Origin of the sequence: Acinetobacter indicus CIP 110367 (assembly GCF_000488255.1) — a bacterium.
In the GTDB taxonomy this organism is placed as follows: Bacteria; Pseudomonadota; Gammaproteobacteria; order Pseudomonadales; family Moraxellaceae; genus Acinetobacter; species Acinetobacter indicus.
This window is the reverse complement of the sequence record NZ_KI530755.1, coordinates 208,587-222,639: the sequence shown is the minus strand read 5'-3', so window position 1 is coordinate 222,639 and position 14,053 is coordinate 208,587. Positions and strand designations below refer to the sequence as shown.

The 14,053-nt window shown below is 43.1% G+C and carries 12 protein-coding genes and 2 tRNA genes; 9 read left to right on the top strand and 5 right to left on the bottom strand.

Going from position 1 to position 14,053, the window contains the following annotated elements:
* Positions 1–2: 2 nt before the first annotated feature.
* The gene (gene ftsL / locus P253_RS09630) at positions 3–335 is read right to left on the bottom strand and encodes a cell division protein FtsL (protein WP_005180539.1); all 333 of its coding nucleotides are present in this window, start codon (positions 333–335) and stop codon (positions 3–5) included.
* An 11-nt stretch (positions 336–346) separates the two neighbouring features.
* Positions 347–1,258: a 16S rRNA (cytosine(1402)-N(4))-methyltransferase RsmH gene (rsmH, locus tag P253_RS09625; protein ID WP_005180541.1), complete on the bottom strand. Its 912-nt coding sequence runs from the start codon at positions 1,256–1,258 to the stop codon at positions 347–349.
* Between the two features lie 201 nt (positions 1,259–1,459).
* Between rsmH and P253_RS15500 the strand changes: the two genes are divergently transcribed.
* A protein-coding gene (locus tag P253_RS15500) for an IS3 family transposase (RefSeq protein ID WP_370670888.1) occupies positions 1,460–2,847 on the top strand; the annotation gives its coding sequence in 2 pieces (ribosomal slippage) (positions 1,460–1,954 and positions 1,957–2,847; 1,386 coding nt in all).
* 76 nt (positions 2,848–2,923) lie between these two features.
* Here P253_RS15500 and P253_RS09610 read toward each other — a convergent pair.
* Positions 2,924–3,943 (bottom strand): sulfate ABC transporter substrate-binding protein, encoded by a 1,020-nt coding sequence (locus P253_RS09610; protein ID WP_005180543.1) that lies wholly within the window; start codon positions 3,941–3,943, stop codon positions 2,924–2,926.
* A 570-nt stretch (positions 3,944–4,513) separates the two neighbouring features.
* Between P253_RS09610 and P253_RS09605 the strand changes: the two genes are divergently transcribed.
* From P253_RS09605 to P253_RS09585, 5 genes are all read left to right on the top strand, one after another.
* On the top strand, positions 4,514–4,825 hold the full coding sequence (locus tag P253_RS09605) for a hypothetical protein (RefSeq protein WP_005180544.1): 312 nt from the start codon (positions 4,514–4,516) through the stop codon (positions 4,823–4,825).
* 151 nt (positions 4,826–4,976) lie between these two features.
* Positions 4,977–6,485 carry a glutamate--tRNA ligase gene (gene gltX / locus P253_RS09600; protein ID WP_016658437.1) on the top strand — a complete coding sequence of 503 codons (1,509 nt, stop codon included), beginning with the start codon at positions 4,977–4,979 and terminating at the stop codon, positions 6,483–6,485.
* A 57-nt stretch (positions 6,486–6,542) separates the two neighbouring features.
* Positions 6,543–6,618 (top strand) — tRNA-Ala (locus P253_RS09595).
* Between the two features lie 28 nt (positions 6,619–6,646).
* Positions 6,647–6,722, top strand: a tRNA-Glu gene (locus P253_RS09590).
* Between the two features lie 150 nt (positions 6,723–6,872).
* The gene (locus P253_RS09585; protein WP_005180548.1) at positions 6,873–7,214 is read left to right on the top strand and encodes a hypothetical protein; all 342 of its coding nucleotides are present in this window, start codon (positions 6,873–6,875) and stop codon (positions 7,212–7,214) included.
* Positions 7,215–7,271: 57 nt separating this feature from the next.
* Here P253_RS09585 and P253_RS09580 read toward each other — a convergent pair whose 3' ends face one another.
* Positions 7,272–8,663, bottom strand: coding sequence for an RNA-guided endonuclease InsQ/TnpB family protein (locus P253_RS09580; RefSeq protein WP_016658436.1), 1,392 nt, complete (start codon positions 8,661–8,663; stop codon positions 7,272–7,274).
* 72 nt (positions 8,664–8,735) lie between these two features.
* Between P253_RS09580 and tnpA the strand changes: the two genes are divergently transcribed.
* On the top strand, positions 8,736–9,185 hold the full coding sequence (gene tnpA, locus P253_RS09575; protein WP_023274418.1) for an IS200/IS605 family transposase: 450 nt from the start codon (positions 8,736–8,738) through the stop codon (positions 9,183–9,185).
* A 123-nt stretch (positions 9,186–9,308) separates the two neighbouring features.
* Positions 9,309–10,696, top strand: a protein-coding gene (locus P253_RS15495) for an IS3 family transposase (RefSeq protein ID WP_370670888.1) whose coding sequence is annotated in 2 segments (ribosomal slippage) — positions 9,309–9,803 and positions 9,806–10,696 — 1,386 coding nt in all. Because the reading frame shifts where the segments join, the coding sequence is not laid out codon by codon here.
* A 58-nt stretch (positions 10,697–10,754) separates the two neighbouring features.
* Here P253_RS15495 and ettA read toward each other — a convergent pair.
* Positions 10,755–12,416, bottom strand: coding sequence for an energy-dependent translational throttle protein EttA (gene ettA / locus P253_RS09560; RefSeq protein WP_005180550.1), 1,662 nt, complete (start codon positions 12,414–12,416; stop codon positions 10,755–10,757).
* A gap of 316 nt (positions 12,417–12,732) precedes the next feature.
* Between ettA and P253_RS09555 the strand changes: the two genes are divergently transcribed.
* Entirely contained in the window at positions 12,733–14,010 is a 1,278-nt protein-coding gene (locus P253_RS09555; RefSeq protein WP_016658432.1) for an O-acetylhomoserine aminocarboxypropyltransferase/cysteine synthase family protein, read from the top strand.
* The last annotated feature ends 43 nt before the right edge of the window (positions 14,011–14,053 follow it).

Sequence of the window (14,053 nt, the reverse complement as noted above, 5' to 3'; positions counted from 1 at the left end):
CCCTATTGTTTCTGTTCTGAAGTCGTCGGCAATGAAATCACCACAGTTTGTGCGGTGGGTGGTGAATACATGCGTAACTGGGTTACGGCACGTGTCCCGATCTGGGCGGTGGCACCAAAGGTCTGCTGTTCAATCAGCAGACGGCCCCACTCGGCATTGAGATCATCGCGCTCACGCATAAAAGAACTGAGCTGACGATAATCATGTCGATATTCAAACACCTGAAAGACCACCATGAGCGCACTGATAAACACCAGGGCCAACAAAATCAAATAGACGACCATTTTTTTCAGTCGTGACTGTTCTGTATTGTTTTCAACTGCTTTGGTTTTCATTCTTCGCCTGTTCAAGCTAACTTTTCAGCCACACGCAGCCACGCACTGCGTGAACGCGGATTGGCTTTGACTTCCTCTTCACTCGCACGGATACGAGCAATCTTTTTTAAACGGCGGGTATCTTGTTGTACTTGCGGCAGCCCCCAACCGGTATCTTCTGCCAAGCTTGATTCTTTTTGAATAAACTGTTTAATCAAACGGTCCTCTAAAGAGTGGAAGCTAATGACCGCCAGACGGCCTTCAGGCTTCAGCACTTCCACGGCCTGAGGCAAGAAAATATCAATATCTTCTAATTCTTTATTAATAGCAATACGAATGGCCTGAAATGTTCGCGTTGCCGGATGTTTATGCTTTTCCCATTTTGGATGGGCAGTTTTTACAATTTCGGCCAGCTGGCCGGTGGTTTCAATCAAACCGGCGTTTTTAATGGCTTTAGCTATACGGCGGCTATAACGTTCTTCGCCATATTTAAAAATAATATTGGCCAGTGCTTCTTCTTCAATCTGCAGCAGCCACTCTGCCGCGGTTTCACCTTGCGAGTTGTCCATACGCATATCCAGCGGGCCATCCTGCATAAAGCTAAAACCGCGTTCAGCCTGATCCAGCTGCGGAGACGATACGCCCAGGTCAGCCATCACCCCATCAACCTGTTCAATACCACGTGCGGCCAGTTCCTGCTTTAAATCGGCAAAGCTGGCATGAATAATTTTAAACCGCGGATCTTGCTGTTCCAGTTCTGCTGCAACCGCTAAGGCCTGTGGGTCTTTATCAAAGGCATATACACGCGCATGTTCATCTAATTTGGACAGCAATAAACGGGTATGCCCGCCGCGGCCAAAGGTGCCATCGACATAAATTCCTGTATTGCGTTCTGCCAGCAAGGCATCAACAGTTTCGTGGAGTAATACAGAAATATGCGACATAGGGATTCAATCAATACAGCCAAAATTTAACTGCACATTATTACCTTGTTTTGACAAAGCTCCAAACGACTTTTTGTACAGAAATATTACTTTTCATAGAGAAAACCGTTTTGTGATTTTGCCAAATATTCAAAAAGCCTCACAAGTGATCTGCACCCCGAAAGTTGGACACTCTTAGTCCAATTTGAAGGGTGCTTTTCTATGGCTAAATATTCTCAACAGTTTAAACTTGAAGTTGTTCAAAATTATTTATCAAATAAAAATGATGATGGGTTTAGAAAAACAGCTAATAAATATAAATTAGACAGAGCTACTATTCGACAATGGGTTGCTATATACCAGACTCTTGGCGAAGACGGCTTGAAACCTCAATCTCATCGCATAACCTACTCTACAGAGTTCAAACTTAAAGTTGTTCTTAAAATATTGAATGATGGCTTGTCACTTATCGATGCTTTAAGATTTTTTAAATTAAAAGAAGTTGGAACTCTTTCTACATGGTTGCGCAAATATCAGGCACACGGTATAGATGGCTTAAAATCTAAGCCCAAAGGACGACCCAAACAGATGCCAAAGCCACAGCGACCTAGAATTAAAACCTCACAAGAAGATCGAAATAAAACTCAAGAACAGTTACTTGAGGAATTGGCGTATCTACGGGCAGAGGTCGCTTATCTAAAAAAGCGGAGAGCCTTGATTCAGAAGCGCAAAGAACAGGAAAAAGCCGAACAGCAACGGCTGCAAGATTCATATCTGAATTAAGGCAAAGCTATCAATTAAGGCACTTGTTACGTACATCGGGAATGGCTCGAAGCACTTACTTTTATCATGAGCAGCAATCAAAGCGTGAAGATAAATATAGTGACCTTAAACAGCAAATTAAGGCGATATATCATAAACATAAGGGACGATACGGGTATCGCAGGATTACACTTGCCTTGAAGAATTTGGGGTTTACCATTAACCATAAGTGTGTTCAACGCTTGATGCAGTCCATGCAGCTCAGATCATGTATTAGAGCTGTAAAGTATCGCTCTTATAAAGGGCAAATTGGTAAAATTGCTAAGAATGTGTTGCAGCGTCAATTCAAGGCAGACAAGCCCAATCAGAAGTGGGTAACAGATGTAACTGAATTTAATGTACGCGGTGAAAAACTTTATCTGTCACCCATCATGGATTTGTTTAATGGTGAAATCATTGCGTTTCAGCTCCAACGTAGACCACTGTTTGGTTTAGTTAAAGATATGTTGAAAGATGCTATCGCCAAGCTCAGCTCGAATGATAAGCCAATTATTCATTCAGATCAGGGCTGGCAATATCAAATGAGATTTTATCAGCAACAGCTTCAACAGCACGGGCTTATTCAAAGTATGTCGCGTAAAGGTAACTGTCTGGACAACGCTTCAATGGAAAGCTTCTTTGGAATACTTAAATCAGAATGTTTCTATGGTGAGGAATTTAATTCAGTTGAAGAGTTGGAACAGACCGTGAAAGAATATATTCATTATTACAACCATGAACGAATCAAGGTTAAATTAAAAGGACTGAGTCCTGTAGAATACAGAACTCAGTCCTTAAAAGCTGCTTAATCAAACCGTCCAACTTTTTGGGGTCAGATCAACAAGGAGGCTTTTTGAATTTATTTTTTAACCAGTCCGCAGATGATTAACGCTTGCTGCTATAAATCTGGTCGAAGATGGCGCCGTTCGCAAAGTGGGTTTGCTGTGCTTTGGCCCAGCCACCAAATACTTCATCAATGGTGAAGGTTTTCAATTTCGGGAACTGATGCGCATACTTGGCCAGTACCTTTTCATTGCGTGGACGATAGAAATGTTTGGCTGCCATTTCCTGTCCCAGCGGTGAATATAAATAGTTGATATAACCGGTTGCCAGCCACTTGTTGCCATTGCGCTCTACGGTACGGTCAACAATTGCCACTGAAGGCTCGGTTAAAATCGACATCGATGGATAAACAATATCAAACTTGTCTTTACCCAGTGTTTTCAGGGTCACCAGCGCTTCGTTTTCCCAGGTCAGCAGTACATCGCCAATGCCGCGTTCTGCGAAAGTGGTCATTGAGGCACGTGCTGCAGAGTCCATCACTTTAACGTTGTGATACATCTTGCTGACAAAATCTTTGGCTTTGGCTTCATTGCCGCCCGGCTGTTTCAATGCATAGCCCCATGCAGACAGGTATACCCAACGTGGCAGACCACCGGTTTTCGGGTTTGGGGTAATAATCTGTACACCCGGTTTGGTTAAATCGGTCCAGTCTTTGATGTGCTTTGGATTGCCCTTACGCACCATAAATACGATAGTTGAGGTATATGGTGCCGAGTTATGCGGGAACTCTTTTTGCCAGCCCGGCTGGATCTGGCCCGATCTGACGATTTCTTCAATATCGTTGGCCAGTGCCAGAGTCACCACATCACCTTTCAGGCCATCGACCACTGAACGCGCCTGTTTGCCTGAACCGCCATGGGACTGCTTGAAATTCACGCTTAAACCGGTGCGTTTTTTCCAGTAATCACCAAATGAGGCATTAAATTCATCATAGAATTCGCGTGTCGCATCATAAGACACGTTCAGAAATTGACGATCCGCTGCCTGGGCAGAATTGACCGTTGCCGCAAGGCCGGTTGCCAGCAAAGCCGCTGAAAATAAAGCTTTAATTTGAGATTTCATGACAGCACAAATAGGTTATCTACATTAATGCTAACTATATGAAATAAAATCATAAATCGCAATTCAGAAAAATTTTTACTTTCGTTTTAAGATGGGCAATTTTTTCTTTTAATCATTTGTTTTTCTTTTAAAAAGCAGCATAACCGATGGGCCAAAATCAGGTTATAGCTTTTTATGGAATAGATATTCAAAAATATGAATAAACCCGGCTTTCAAACGCTTAACGAGATGTCCTGATTTAAAGCAAGATTAAGATGAGATAGCCCGCGCTTGATCCATTCACCTAAATACCCAGTTACATATCAGTAAAATGCGAAACTTGCATAACTATATATAAAAAAATATGATATAAGATAAGTTTTGTTGCTGATCTTCACTTTCTCTTCACAGTTATTTGCTAAAACATGTACTCAACAGCGAAATGTGAATAGAAGTAACCAGCAGCCTGACATTTTTTATATTTTTGTAAAAAGTGTGATGCAGTTCTTACTTTTTACATTTTATCTGTGGTTATATAGTAGCCACAACGTAAAAAAATTAAATCCAAAACCAGTTTGGGGGAGTATCAGGATGAAACAGTCAGTCTATGTACTGTGTTTAAGTTTAGGATTGGGCCTGATGGCGCAAACCAGCCATACGGCAGTGGTTAAAAATACCCATACTGCGGTGAAAATGACGCCAGCAAAACCTTCCCTCATTGAAAAAGCCCTGTTGCAGCAAAAAGAACAGTTAGGCACCACCAAAACAGACAAGCTGCAAGCCGATAATGACCTGAAAATGATGACGTCAATTAAAGCAGCGCCAACCCAGAATTTCTTTGCTTCACAAAACCAGCGTTTTAGCCGTTTTGTACAATCCTTCTTCAGCTCGAACCAGTCTTAATTGACCGGATTGAACTGAACCTGCGCGCGACTGACTCCCCCTCAAGCCGCGTGCTGTTGCAGCCTGATCATCGAATGCAGAATAAAGCATTAAGTGATCAGGCTTTTTCGTTATAATAGATTCCAATTTACATTCTGACTCATTACTGATTATGACTGTTCGTACCCGTATTGCTCCTTCTCCTACCGGTTTTCCGCATGTAGGCACTGCATATATTGCCTTGTTTAACCTGTGCTTTGCCAAACAGCATGGCGGCGAGTTTATTTTGCGTATTGAAGATACCGACCAGCTGCGCTCGACCCCTGAATCTGAACAAATGATTCTTGATTCTTTGCGCTGGTTAGGCCTGAACTGGTCAGAAGGTCCAGACGTGGGTGGCCCACATGCGCCATACCGTCAATCGGAGCGTATGGACATCTATAAACAGTATGCGCTGGAACTGGTTGAAAAAGGTCATGCCTTCTACTGCTTCGCAACTGCAGAAGAACTGGACCAGATGCGTGCTGAACAGCAAGCACGTGGCGAATCTCCACGTTATGACGGTCGCGGTTTACAGCTTTCTGCCGAAGAAGTTCAGCGTCGTCTGGCGGCAGGCGAACCACATGTAATCCGCATGAAAATTCCAACCGAAGGCATCTGCAAATTTAACGACATGCTGCGCGGTGAAGTGGAAATTCCTTGGGCGCAAGTCGACATGCAGATTCTGCTGAAAACTGATGGCCTGCCAACCTATCATTTAGCCAACGTGGTCGATGACCATTTAATGCAAATCACCCACGTCATTCGTGGTGAAGAATGGATCCCATCAGCACCAAAACATCAGTTGCTGTATCAATACTTTGGCTGGGATATGCCAGTACTGTGCCACATGCCGCTGCTGCGTAACCCGGACAAATCCAAACTGTCAAAACGCAAGAACCCGACTTCAATCAACTACTATAAAGACATTGGCGTACTGCCAGAAGCCTTGCTGAACTATCTGGGCCGCATGGGCTGGTCAATGCCAGACGAGCGTGAAAAATTCACCCTGGCGGAAATGATTGAACACTTTGACATCAACCGTGTGTCTTTGGGCGGTCCAATCTTTGATGTGGAAAAACTGAACTGGCTCAACGGTCAGTGGATTAAAGCCCTTTCTCCGGCTGAACTGCTGGATACCTTGTTAGCCTGGAAAGCTGATCGTGCCAAACTGGAAGAAATTGCTGCCGCGATTCAGCCACGTATCAACTTATTATCTGAAGCCGTGAACTGGTCTGCGCACTACTTCAACCATTTCCCGACACTTTCAAAAGAACAGTTTGAAAATAAAAAACTGTCTGAAGAACAGGTTCGTCAAAGCTTGCAGTTTGCCATCTGGCGTCTGGAAAGTCTGTTCACCTGGAACAATGACACCGTGAGCCAGACCTTAATGGACCTAGCCGCACAAATGGAAATTAAACTGCGCGACTTTATGCCGGCATTCTTTATTGCCATTGCCGGTTCAACTGCCTCTACGCCAGTGATGCAGACCATGGTCACTATTGGTCCGGATTTAACTTTTGCCCGCCTGCGCCATGCGCTGGAAATTGTGGGCGGACCAAGCAAAAAAGAGCTAAAAGCTTGGGAAAAACTCAATGAAAGCTTAAAATTGCCGAAAAATGATGCAGTTGATGCAAGTTAATGCAGTTTTTTGTTGACGTGTGAGCATTATCTTCATAATATAGCGCTCACACAGACTGGGGCCATAGCTCAGTTGGTAGAGCGCTACAATGGCATTGTAGAGGTCAGCGGTTCGATCCCGCTTGGCTCCACCATGGTTTCATAATTGTGTTGCCTCAATAAGTCCCTATCGTCTAGAGGCCTAGGACATCGCCCTTTCACGGCGGTAACCGGGGTTCGAATCCCCGTAGGGACGCCATATTTAAGCTCACTTTTAAAGTGATCTGATAAAAAACCCAAGCATTATGACTTGGGTTTTTTATTGCCTGTTGTTTTATTTTGCTGTGCTTTTTTGCTTTCTGATGTATTCCGATTAAAATAAACCACAGATTAGAATTTTGGAGTTGTAATGCAATACCGTTGCCCGAAGTGTCAAAGCCCGAAAATCATGCCTGTTGCGCAAGCAGGCCAAGCAGCTCCACGTCCGGTGGTGCCAAAAAGCCTGGTATTTCTGATTCCAGCTATTTTTATTTTATTGCTGCTGGTGCTGATTAGTATTGCCATGTGGATTTTTGGGGATGGTGCGGGCACCACCCTGCAAACAGCAACCGTAATTGTCTTTGTGATCTGTTTAATTGCCGGCTTCATGTTCTATCGTGATTTGCCAGATTTTAAAATTTCAATGCAGGCTTTTATGCAAAACCAGAAGAAATGGAAATGCCGCGAATGCAACCATGAGTGGGAAATCTGATTTTTCTCATTGAATGAACTACTCGGAGCTAAAGCAACCGAGTTTCCGTAGTGCAACCTAAGTTGCACACATCTCTTTTGACGCTTCATTGGTACTGCGAAAAAGGGCTTTAACACCCTTAGTCGTCTTACGAACACCTCTGCGCCCACTAGATGACAAATGATTGTCATCCAACAGCGTTCCACTGTCTAAAATTAAATTAATCGCCCTGTTCTTAATAACAACTGATGCATTGTGATCTGCATTGTCAATGTGTCCACAACTCACGCATTTAAACTTGTCTTGGCTTTTGCGATTGTCGGGGTGAGTGTGACCGCATAAAGCGCACTCTTGACTTGTATAAGAAGCATTGATGGTAAATACCGCTTTACCTAGCTTAACTGCTTTGTAAGCTAGGAATGATGCAATTCTATGCCAACCCACGTTCAGAATAGATTTGTTTAACCCTGCTTTAGCTTTAGCCTTATTAGGAATAAATCGACCTGATTCATCGATCTTTGGTAAAGGCTTTTTAGTCATGCTCTTGGTATTTAATTTTTCAAAGATAAATACCTTAGCTAAACCATTAACTAGGCTATGACTTGTCTTATGAGCAAAGTCCTTGCGAATATTGGCTTTCTTAGAGTGATGCACCGCAATTCGATGTTTAGTCTTAGCTCTTCGGTTTGAGCCTTTTACTTGTCGAGCGAGTTTTCTTTGCAGTCGCTTAATGTAGCGATCTGCTTTTGTTAAATGATTCTTTTGTTCTTTAGAGAAATCGAATTCTTCATAGCCTGCATGAACAGGGATTGTGACACCACGATCTATACCCACCACTATTTTTTGTAGTTGTTCTTCGTCCATGCCCTGCAAATGATCTAACTGTCTTTTGGCGTATTTTTTAGCATCGAATTTCTTACCGTCAAACTCTTGAATCTCAACACCATCTTCATAGCAGAAAGAAACGAAATATTGACCACGCTCTTTGCGAATATAAAGGGATTTCGGTTCTTTGAAGTTAGCATGAGCCTTAAAACTTAATGAGCCTATATTAAATTTTTTACCACCGATATATAGCTTGCGCTTATTTCTTTCCGTGCGAAACTCGAATAAATCAGAGGTTAAATGAATCGAACCTTTATCTGTCTTCTTTTTACGTTTTGGTCGCCCACATAAACCTTTAATAGATTTTTTGAGTGTGTTGTACCAATTAACGGTTGAGTTCTTTTGTATTGTACTAGGGCAGTTTGCAAGCCATGAACTAATCTCATCTGATTTAAAGTGAGCGTATTTTTGATCTTGGGTTTCATAATAGTGATCAAAAGTTGCAAACTTACGGGCAAATCCTCGAAAGTATTTATCCTCATCGCATTTGGCATTCCAAACGAAACGAGCACAACCCATCCACTGACTTAAAATCAGCTTTTGATGTTGTGTTGGGTATGCTCTTAATTGGATGCCTGTTAGCAATTGAAAAACCTCTAGGTGTTGAGGTTATTTTAGCTTAAAATAAGGTTAAAGTAAATCTAGTATGAGGATAAGATGTACGAGTGGAGAACAGGTAGATCATGCATTTATAAAAACATTGTTCACTTAGTATTTGTTACGAAATACAGAAGAGATGTATTAACAAAAGACATGCTTTCCTCCCTAAAAGAGATTATGGAAGAAACCTGTTTGCAAATGGATTGTGAGCTTATTGAGTTTAATGGTGAAGATGATCACATCCACCTGCTTGTAAGTGTTCATCCAAAGCACTCAGTTTCCAACCTAGTTGGAAAACTGAAAGGGAAAAGTTCTTATGTTTTAAGGCGTTCATTTTGGGATGAAGTTAAGGAAAAACTATGGGGCAATCACTTTTGGTCGCCTAGTTACTGCGCTGTATCCTGTGGTGGCGCAAGTTTGGATGTAGTGAAAAAATACATTGAAGAACAAAGAACACCAACGTCAGAAAAAAATGCTAAAAAGTCCATGTCATTAAAAAAGAGCTAACTCGCCCTTAAAAGAGCGAGAATGCGCTCTTAGTTTTGTTCAAACTACATAAAAAAACCAGCCCGAAGTGATCTGCACCCCGAAAGTTGGACACTCTTAGTCCAATTTGAAGGGTGCTTTTCTATGGCTAAATATTCTCAACAGTTTAAACTTGAAGTTGTTCAAAATTATTTATCAAATAAAAATGATGATGGGTTTAGAAAAACAGCTAATAAATATAAATTAGACAGAGCTACTATTCGACAATGGGTTGCTATATACCAGACTCTTGGCGAAGACGGCTTGAAACCTCAATCTCATCGCATAACCTACTCTACAGAGTTCAAACTTAAAGTTGTTCTTAAAATATTGAATGATGGCTTGTCACTTATCGATGCTTTAAGATTTTTTAAATTAAAAGAAGTTGGAACTCTTTCTACATGGTTGCGCAAATATCAGGCACACGGTATAGATGGCTTAAAATCTAAGCCCAAAGGACGACCCAAACAGATGCCAAAGCCACAGCGACCTAGAATTAAAACCTCACAAGAAGATCGAAATAAAACTCAAGAACAGTTACTTGAGGAATTGGCGTATCTACGGGCAGAGGTCGCTTATCTAAAAAAGCGGAGAGCCTTGATTCAGAAGCGCAAAGAACAGGAAAAAGCCGAACAGCAACGGCTGCAAGATTCATATCTGAATTAAGGCAAAGCTATCAATTAAGGCACTTGTTACGTACATCGGGAATGGCTCGAAGCACTTACTTTTATCATGAGCAGCAATCAAAGCGTGAAGATAAATATAGTGACCTTAAACAGCAAATTAAGGCGATATATCATAAACATAAGGGACGATACGGGTATCGCAGGATTACACTTGCCTTGAAGAATTTGGGGTTTACCATTAACCATAAGTGTGTTCAACGCTTGATGCAGTCCATGCAGCTCAGATCATGTATTAGAGCTGTAAAGTATCGCTCTTATAAAGGGCAAATTGGTAAAATTGCTAAGAATGTGTTGCAGCGTCAATTCAAGGCAGACAAGCCCAATCAGAAGTGGGTAACAGATGTAACTGAATTTAATGTACGCGGTGAAAAACTTTATCTGTCACCCATCATGGATTTGTTTAATGGTGAAATCATTGCGTTTCAGCTCCAACGTAGACCACTGTTTGGTTTAGTTAAAGATATGTTGAAAGATGCTATCGCCAAGCTCAGCTCGAATGATAAGCCAATTATTCATTCAGATCAGGGCTGGCAATATCAAATGAGATTTTATCAGCAACAGCTTCAACAGCACGGGCTTATTCAAAGTATGTCGCGTAAAGGTAACTGTCTGGACAACGCTTCAATGGAAAGCTTCTTTGGAATACTTAAATCAGAATGTTTCTATGGTGAGGAATTTAATTCAGTTGAAGAGTTGGAACAGACCGTGAAAGAATATATTCATTATTACAACCATGAACGAATCAAGGTTAAATTAAAAGGACTGAGTCCTGTAGAATACAGAACTCAGTCCTTAAAAGCTGCTTAATCAAACCGTCCAACTTTTTGGGGTCAGATCAGAAGGCTGGTTTTTTATTTAGATGGGATTAACCACCAATTTTGCGATATTTCTGACGCTTGGTAATCAGGTCATCACCATCACGTTTACGACGGTATTCTTCGAACTCCGCATAGTTACCAGTGAAGAATTCAGGGGTTTCACCTTCGAATGACAAGATGTGCGTTGCAATACGGTCCAGGAACCAACGGTCATGCGAGATCACCATCACGGTACCCGGGAAGACCAGAATTGCATCTTCAAGCGCACGTAAAGTTTCGATGTCCAGGTCGTTTGACGGTTCATCGAGCAGGATGACGTTAGCGCCCATTTGCAGGATTTTTGCCAGTTGTAAACGGTTACGCTCACCACCTGACAATTGACCAACACGTTTTTGCTGATCTTGGCCTTTAAAGTTAAAGCGACCAATATAAGCACGTGACGCAATTTCGTATTCACCAATACGTAAGATGTCTAAACCGCCAGACACTTCTTCCCACACGGTTTTGTTGTCATCTAGCGTGTCACGAATCTGACCCACGTAAGCGACTTTAACCGATTCACCCAGTGTTACCGTACCGGTATCTGGCTGCTCTTCACCAGTCATCATACGAAACAGTGTGGTTTTACCTGCACCGTTCTCACCCACAATACCGACAATTGCTGCAGGTGGTACAGTGAAGGTTAAATCTTTATACAGGGTACGATCACCAAATGACTTGCTGATGCCTTCAACCTCAACCACCTTGTTACCCAAACGTGGACCAGGTGGAATGTAGATTTCAGAAGTTTCGTTACGCTGCTGGAATTCGCGTGAGTTCAGCTCTTCAAAACGCTCCATACGCGCTTTGTTTTTCTTTTGCTGACCTTTAGCATTTGAACGAACCCATTCAAGTTCTTTTTTCAATGCCTTCGCAAAAGATTCTTCCTGCTTCTGCTCTTGCTCTAAACGCGCGTTCTTTTGCTCTAACCAAGACGAATAGTTGCCTTGATATGGAATACCATGTCCGCGGTCAAGCTCCAGAATCCACTCGGCAACGTTATCAAGGAAGTAACGGTCGTGCGTAATCGCCACGATGGTGCCCGGGAAGTCTTTTAAGAAACGTTCTAACCAGGCTACAGATGAAGCATCTAAATGGTTCGTCGGTTCGTCCAGCAGCAGCATGTCTGGTTTAGACAATAGCAAACGGCACAGTGCCACACGACGGCGCTCACCACCTGAAAGCTTAGTCACATCTGCATCCCATGCTGGCAGGTTTAATGCCGCTGCGGCTTGCTCCAGCTGGTTATTCAGGTTGTGCGCATCCCAAGTCTGAATAATGGCTTCCAGCTTTTCCTGCTCTTTTGCAAGCGCATCAAAGTCTGCATCTTCAGCTGCATATTCAGCGAATACTTCGTCCAGACGCGCCAATGCATCAAGCGCTTCACGTACGCCATCTTCTACGTTACCACGAACGTCTTTGGTTGGATCGAGCGGTGGTTCTTGCTCAAGGTAGCCGATTTTAATTCCTGGCTGTGCACGTGCTTCACCAGAGAAATCTTTATCTACGCCCGCCATAATACGAAGCAAGGTCGATTTACCTGCACCGTTTAGACCAAGCACACCAATTTTTGCGCCTGGGAAAAATGATAAAGAGATGTCTTTTAAGATTTCGCGCTTCGGCGGAACCATCTTCGACACTCGGTTCATCGTATAAATATATTGGGCCACGTAGGACTCCTCAATAGAAAAACCAATTTCGGGGGCAAAACCGCCACCCCTACTCAAATGAGCGAAAAAATAATCGGCTATTATACCTGAAAGCCAGAAAAAGATAAGGGATCGGCCTCATCTTCCACGCTTTGTTACAACTCTTTAAAGTGCCCAAAATTCAGGCATACATTGCAGCCTTATCCGCCGTTGAAATTTTAAAATGAGGGCGTCTTTATGAAATTTAAAGATAATTATTGCAGATATTTCCCTCTTTATTTCATAAATAGACCTGCTACACTTGATCAAAATATAACTCACGAAAGATGAACGAAAAATGACGTATAAAGCTGAAACTTTGGCCATTCATGCTGGCTACACCCCTGAACCGACCACCAAAGCTGTGGCAGTACCCATTTACCAGACCACCTCTTATGCCTTTGACAATACCCAGCACGGTGCCGATCTGTTCGATTTAAAAGTACAAGGCAATATTTATACCCGTATCATGAACCCGACCACGGCAGTGCTGGAACAACGCGTGGCAGCGCTCGAAGGCGGGATTGGTGCGCTGGCACTCGCATCGGGGATGGCGGCAATTACCTATACCATTCAGACTCTGGCCGAAGCCGGCGATAATATTGCATCGGTTTCAACCCTGTATGGCGGTACCTACAACCTGTTCGCACATACGTTGCCCAAACAGGGCGTCGAAGTCCGTTTCTTTGATTATCAGAACCCGGAAGCCTTACGCGAACTAATTGATGACAAAACCAAACTGGTTTTTGTGGAATCCATTGGTAATCCGCTCGGCAATATTATTGATTTAGAAGCCATCTCCCAAATTGCGCATGAATATGGCATTCCGGTGGTGGTGGATAACACGGTGGCCACACCGGTGCTGCAAAAATCCTTTGATTTTGGTGCCGATATTGTGGTGCATTCGCTGACCAAATATATTGGCGGTCATGGCACTTCGATTGGTGGAATTATTGTCGATAGCGGTAAATTCCCGTGGGGCAAATATCCTGAACGTTTTAAATCTCTAAATACCCCTGACCCAAGCTATCACGGGGTGAATTATGTCGAAGCCTTGGGCGAAGCGGCCTTTATTGCCCGCGCCCGCGTGGTGCCGCTACGCAATACTGGTGCAGCGATTAGCCCACATAATGTTTTCCTGATTCTACAAGGACTGGAAACCTTAAGCCTGCGCATGGAACGTCATACCGAAAATGCCCAAAAAGTGGCGGATTATTTGCAGCAGCACCCTAAAGTGAAATGGGTCAATTACGCCGGCTTAAAAGATCATCCACAACATGCGCTGGCGCAAAAATATGTTAAAGGCAAACCGTCTGCGATTCTATCCTTTGGTGTGCAAGATGGCCGTGAAGGCGGCACCCGCTTTATTGATGCGCTGCAACTGTTTACCCGTTTAGTCAATATTGGCGATGCCAAGAGTCTGGCCTGCCACCCGGCTACAACAACGCATCGACAATTAAATGATGAAGAGCTGAAAGCGGCGGGGGTAAGTGAAGATATGGTGCGCCTGTCGATTGGCATTGAACATATTGATGATTTGATTGCTGATCTGGAGCAGGCACTGGCTAGCGTCTAATTATTGCAATTTCACGACAAACGGTCTGCTTTTGCGCTGCAAT

Coding starts and splice junctions, on each gene's coding strand:
- ftsL (WP_005180539.1), bottom strand. CDS start 335: ATGAAAACCAAAGCAGTTGAAAACAATACAGAACAGTCACGACTGAAA.
- P253_RS09610 (WP_005180543.1), bottom strand. CDS start 3,943: ATGAAATCTCAAATTAAAGCTTTATTTTCAGCGGCTTTGCTGGCAACC.
- P253_RS09605 (WP_005180544.1), top strand. CDS start 4,514: ATGAAACAGTCAGTCTATGTACTGTGTTTAAGTTTAGGATTGGGCCTG.
- gltX (WP_016658437.1), top strand. CDS start 4,977: ATGACTGTTCGTACCCGTATTGCTCCTTCTCCTACCGGTTTTCCGCAT.
- rsmH (WP_005180541.1), bottom strand. CDS start 1,258: ATGTCGCATATTTCTGTATTACTCCACGAAACTGTTGATGCCTTGCTG.
- P253_RS09585 (WP_005180548.1), top strand. CDS start 6,873: ATGCAATACCGTTGCCCGAAGTGTCAAAGCCCGAAAATCATGCCTGTT.
- P253_RS09555 (WP_016658432.1), top strand. CDS start 12,733: ATGACGTATAAAGCTGAAACTTTGGCCATTCATGCTGGCTACACCCCT.
- tnpA (WP_023274418.1), top strand. CDS start 8,736: ATGTACGAGTGGAGAACAGGTAGATCATGCATTTATAAAAACATTGTT.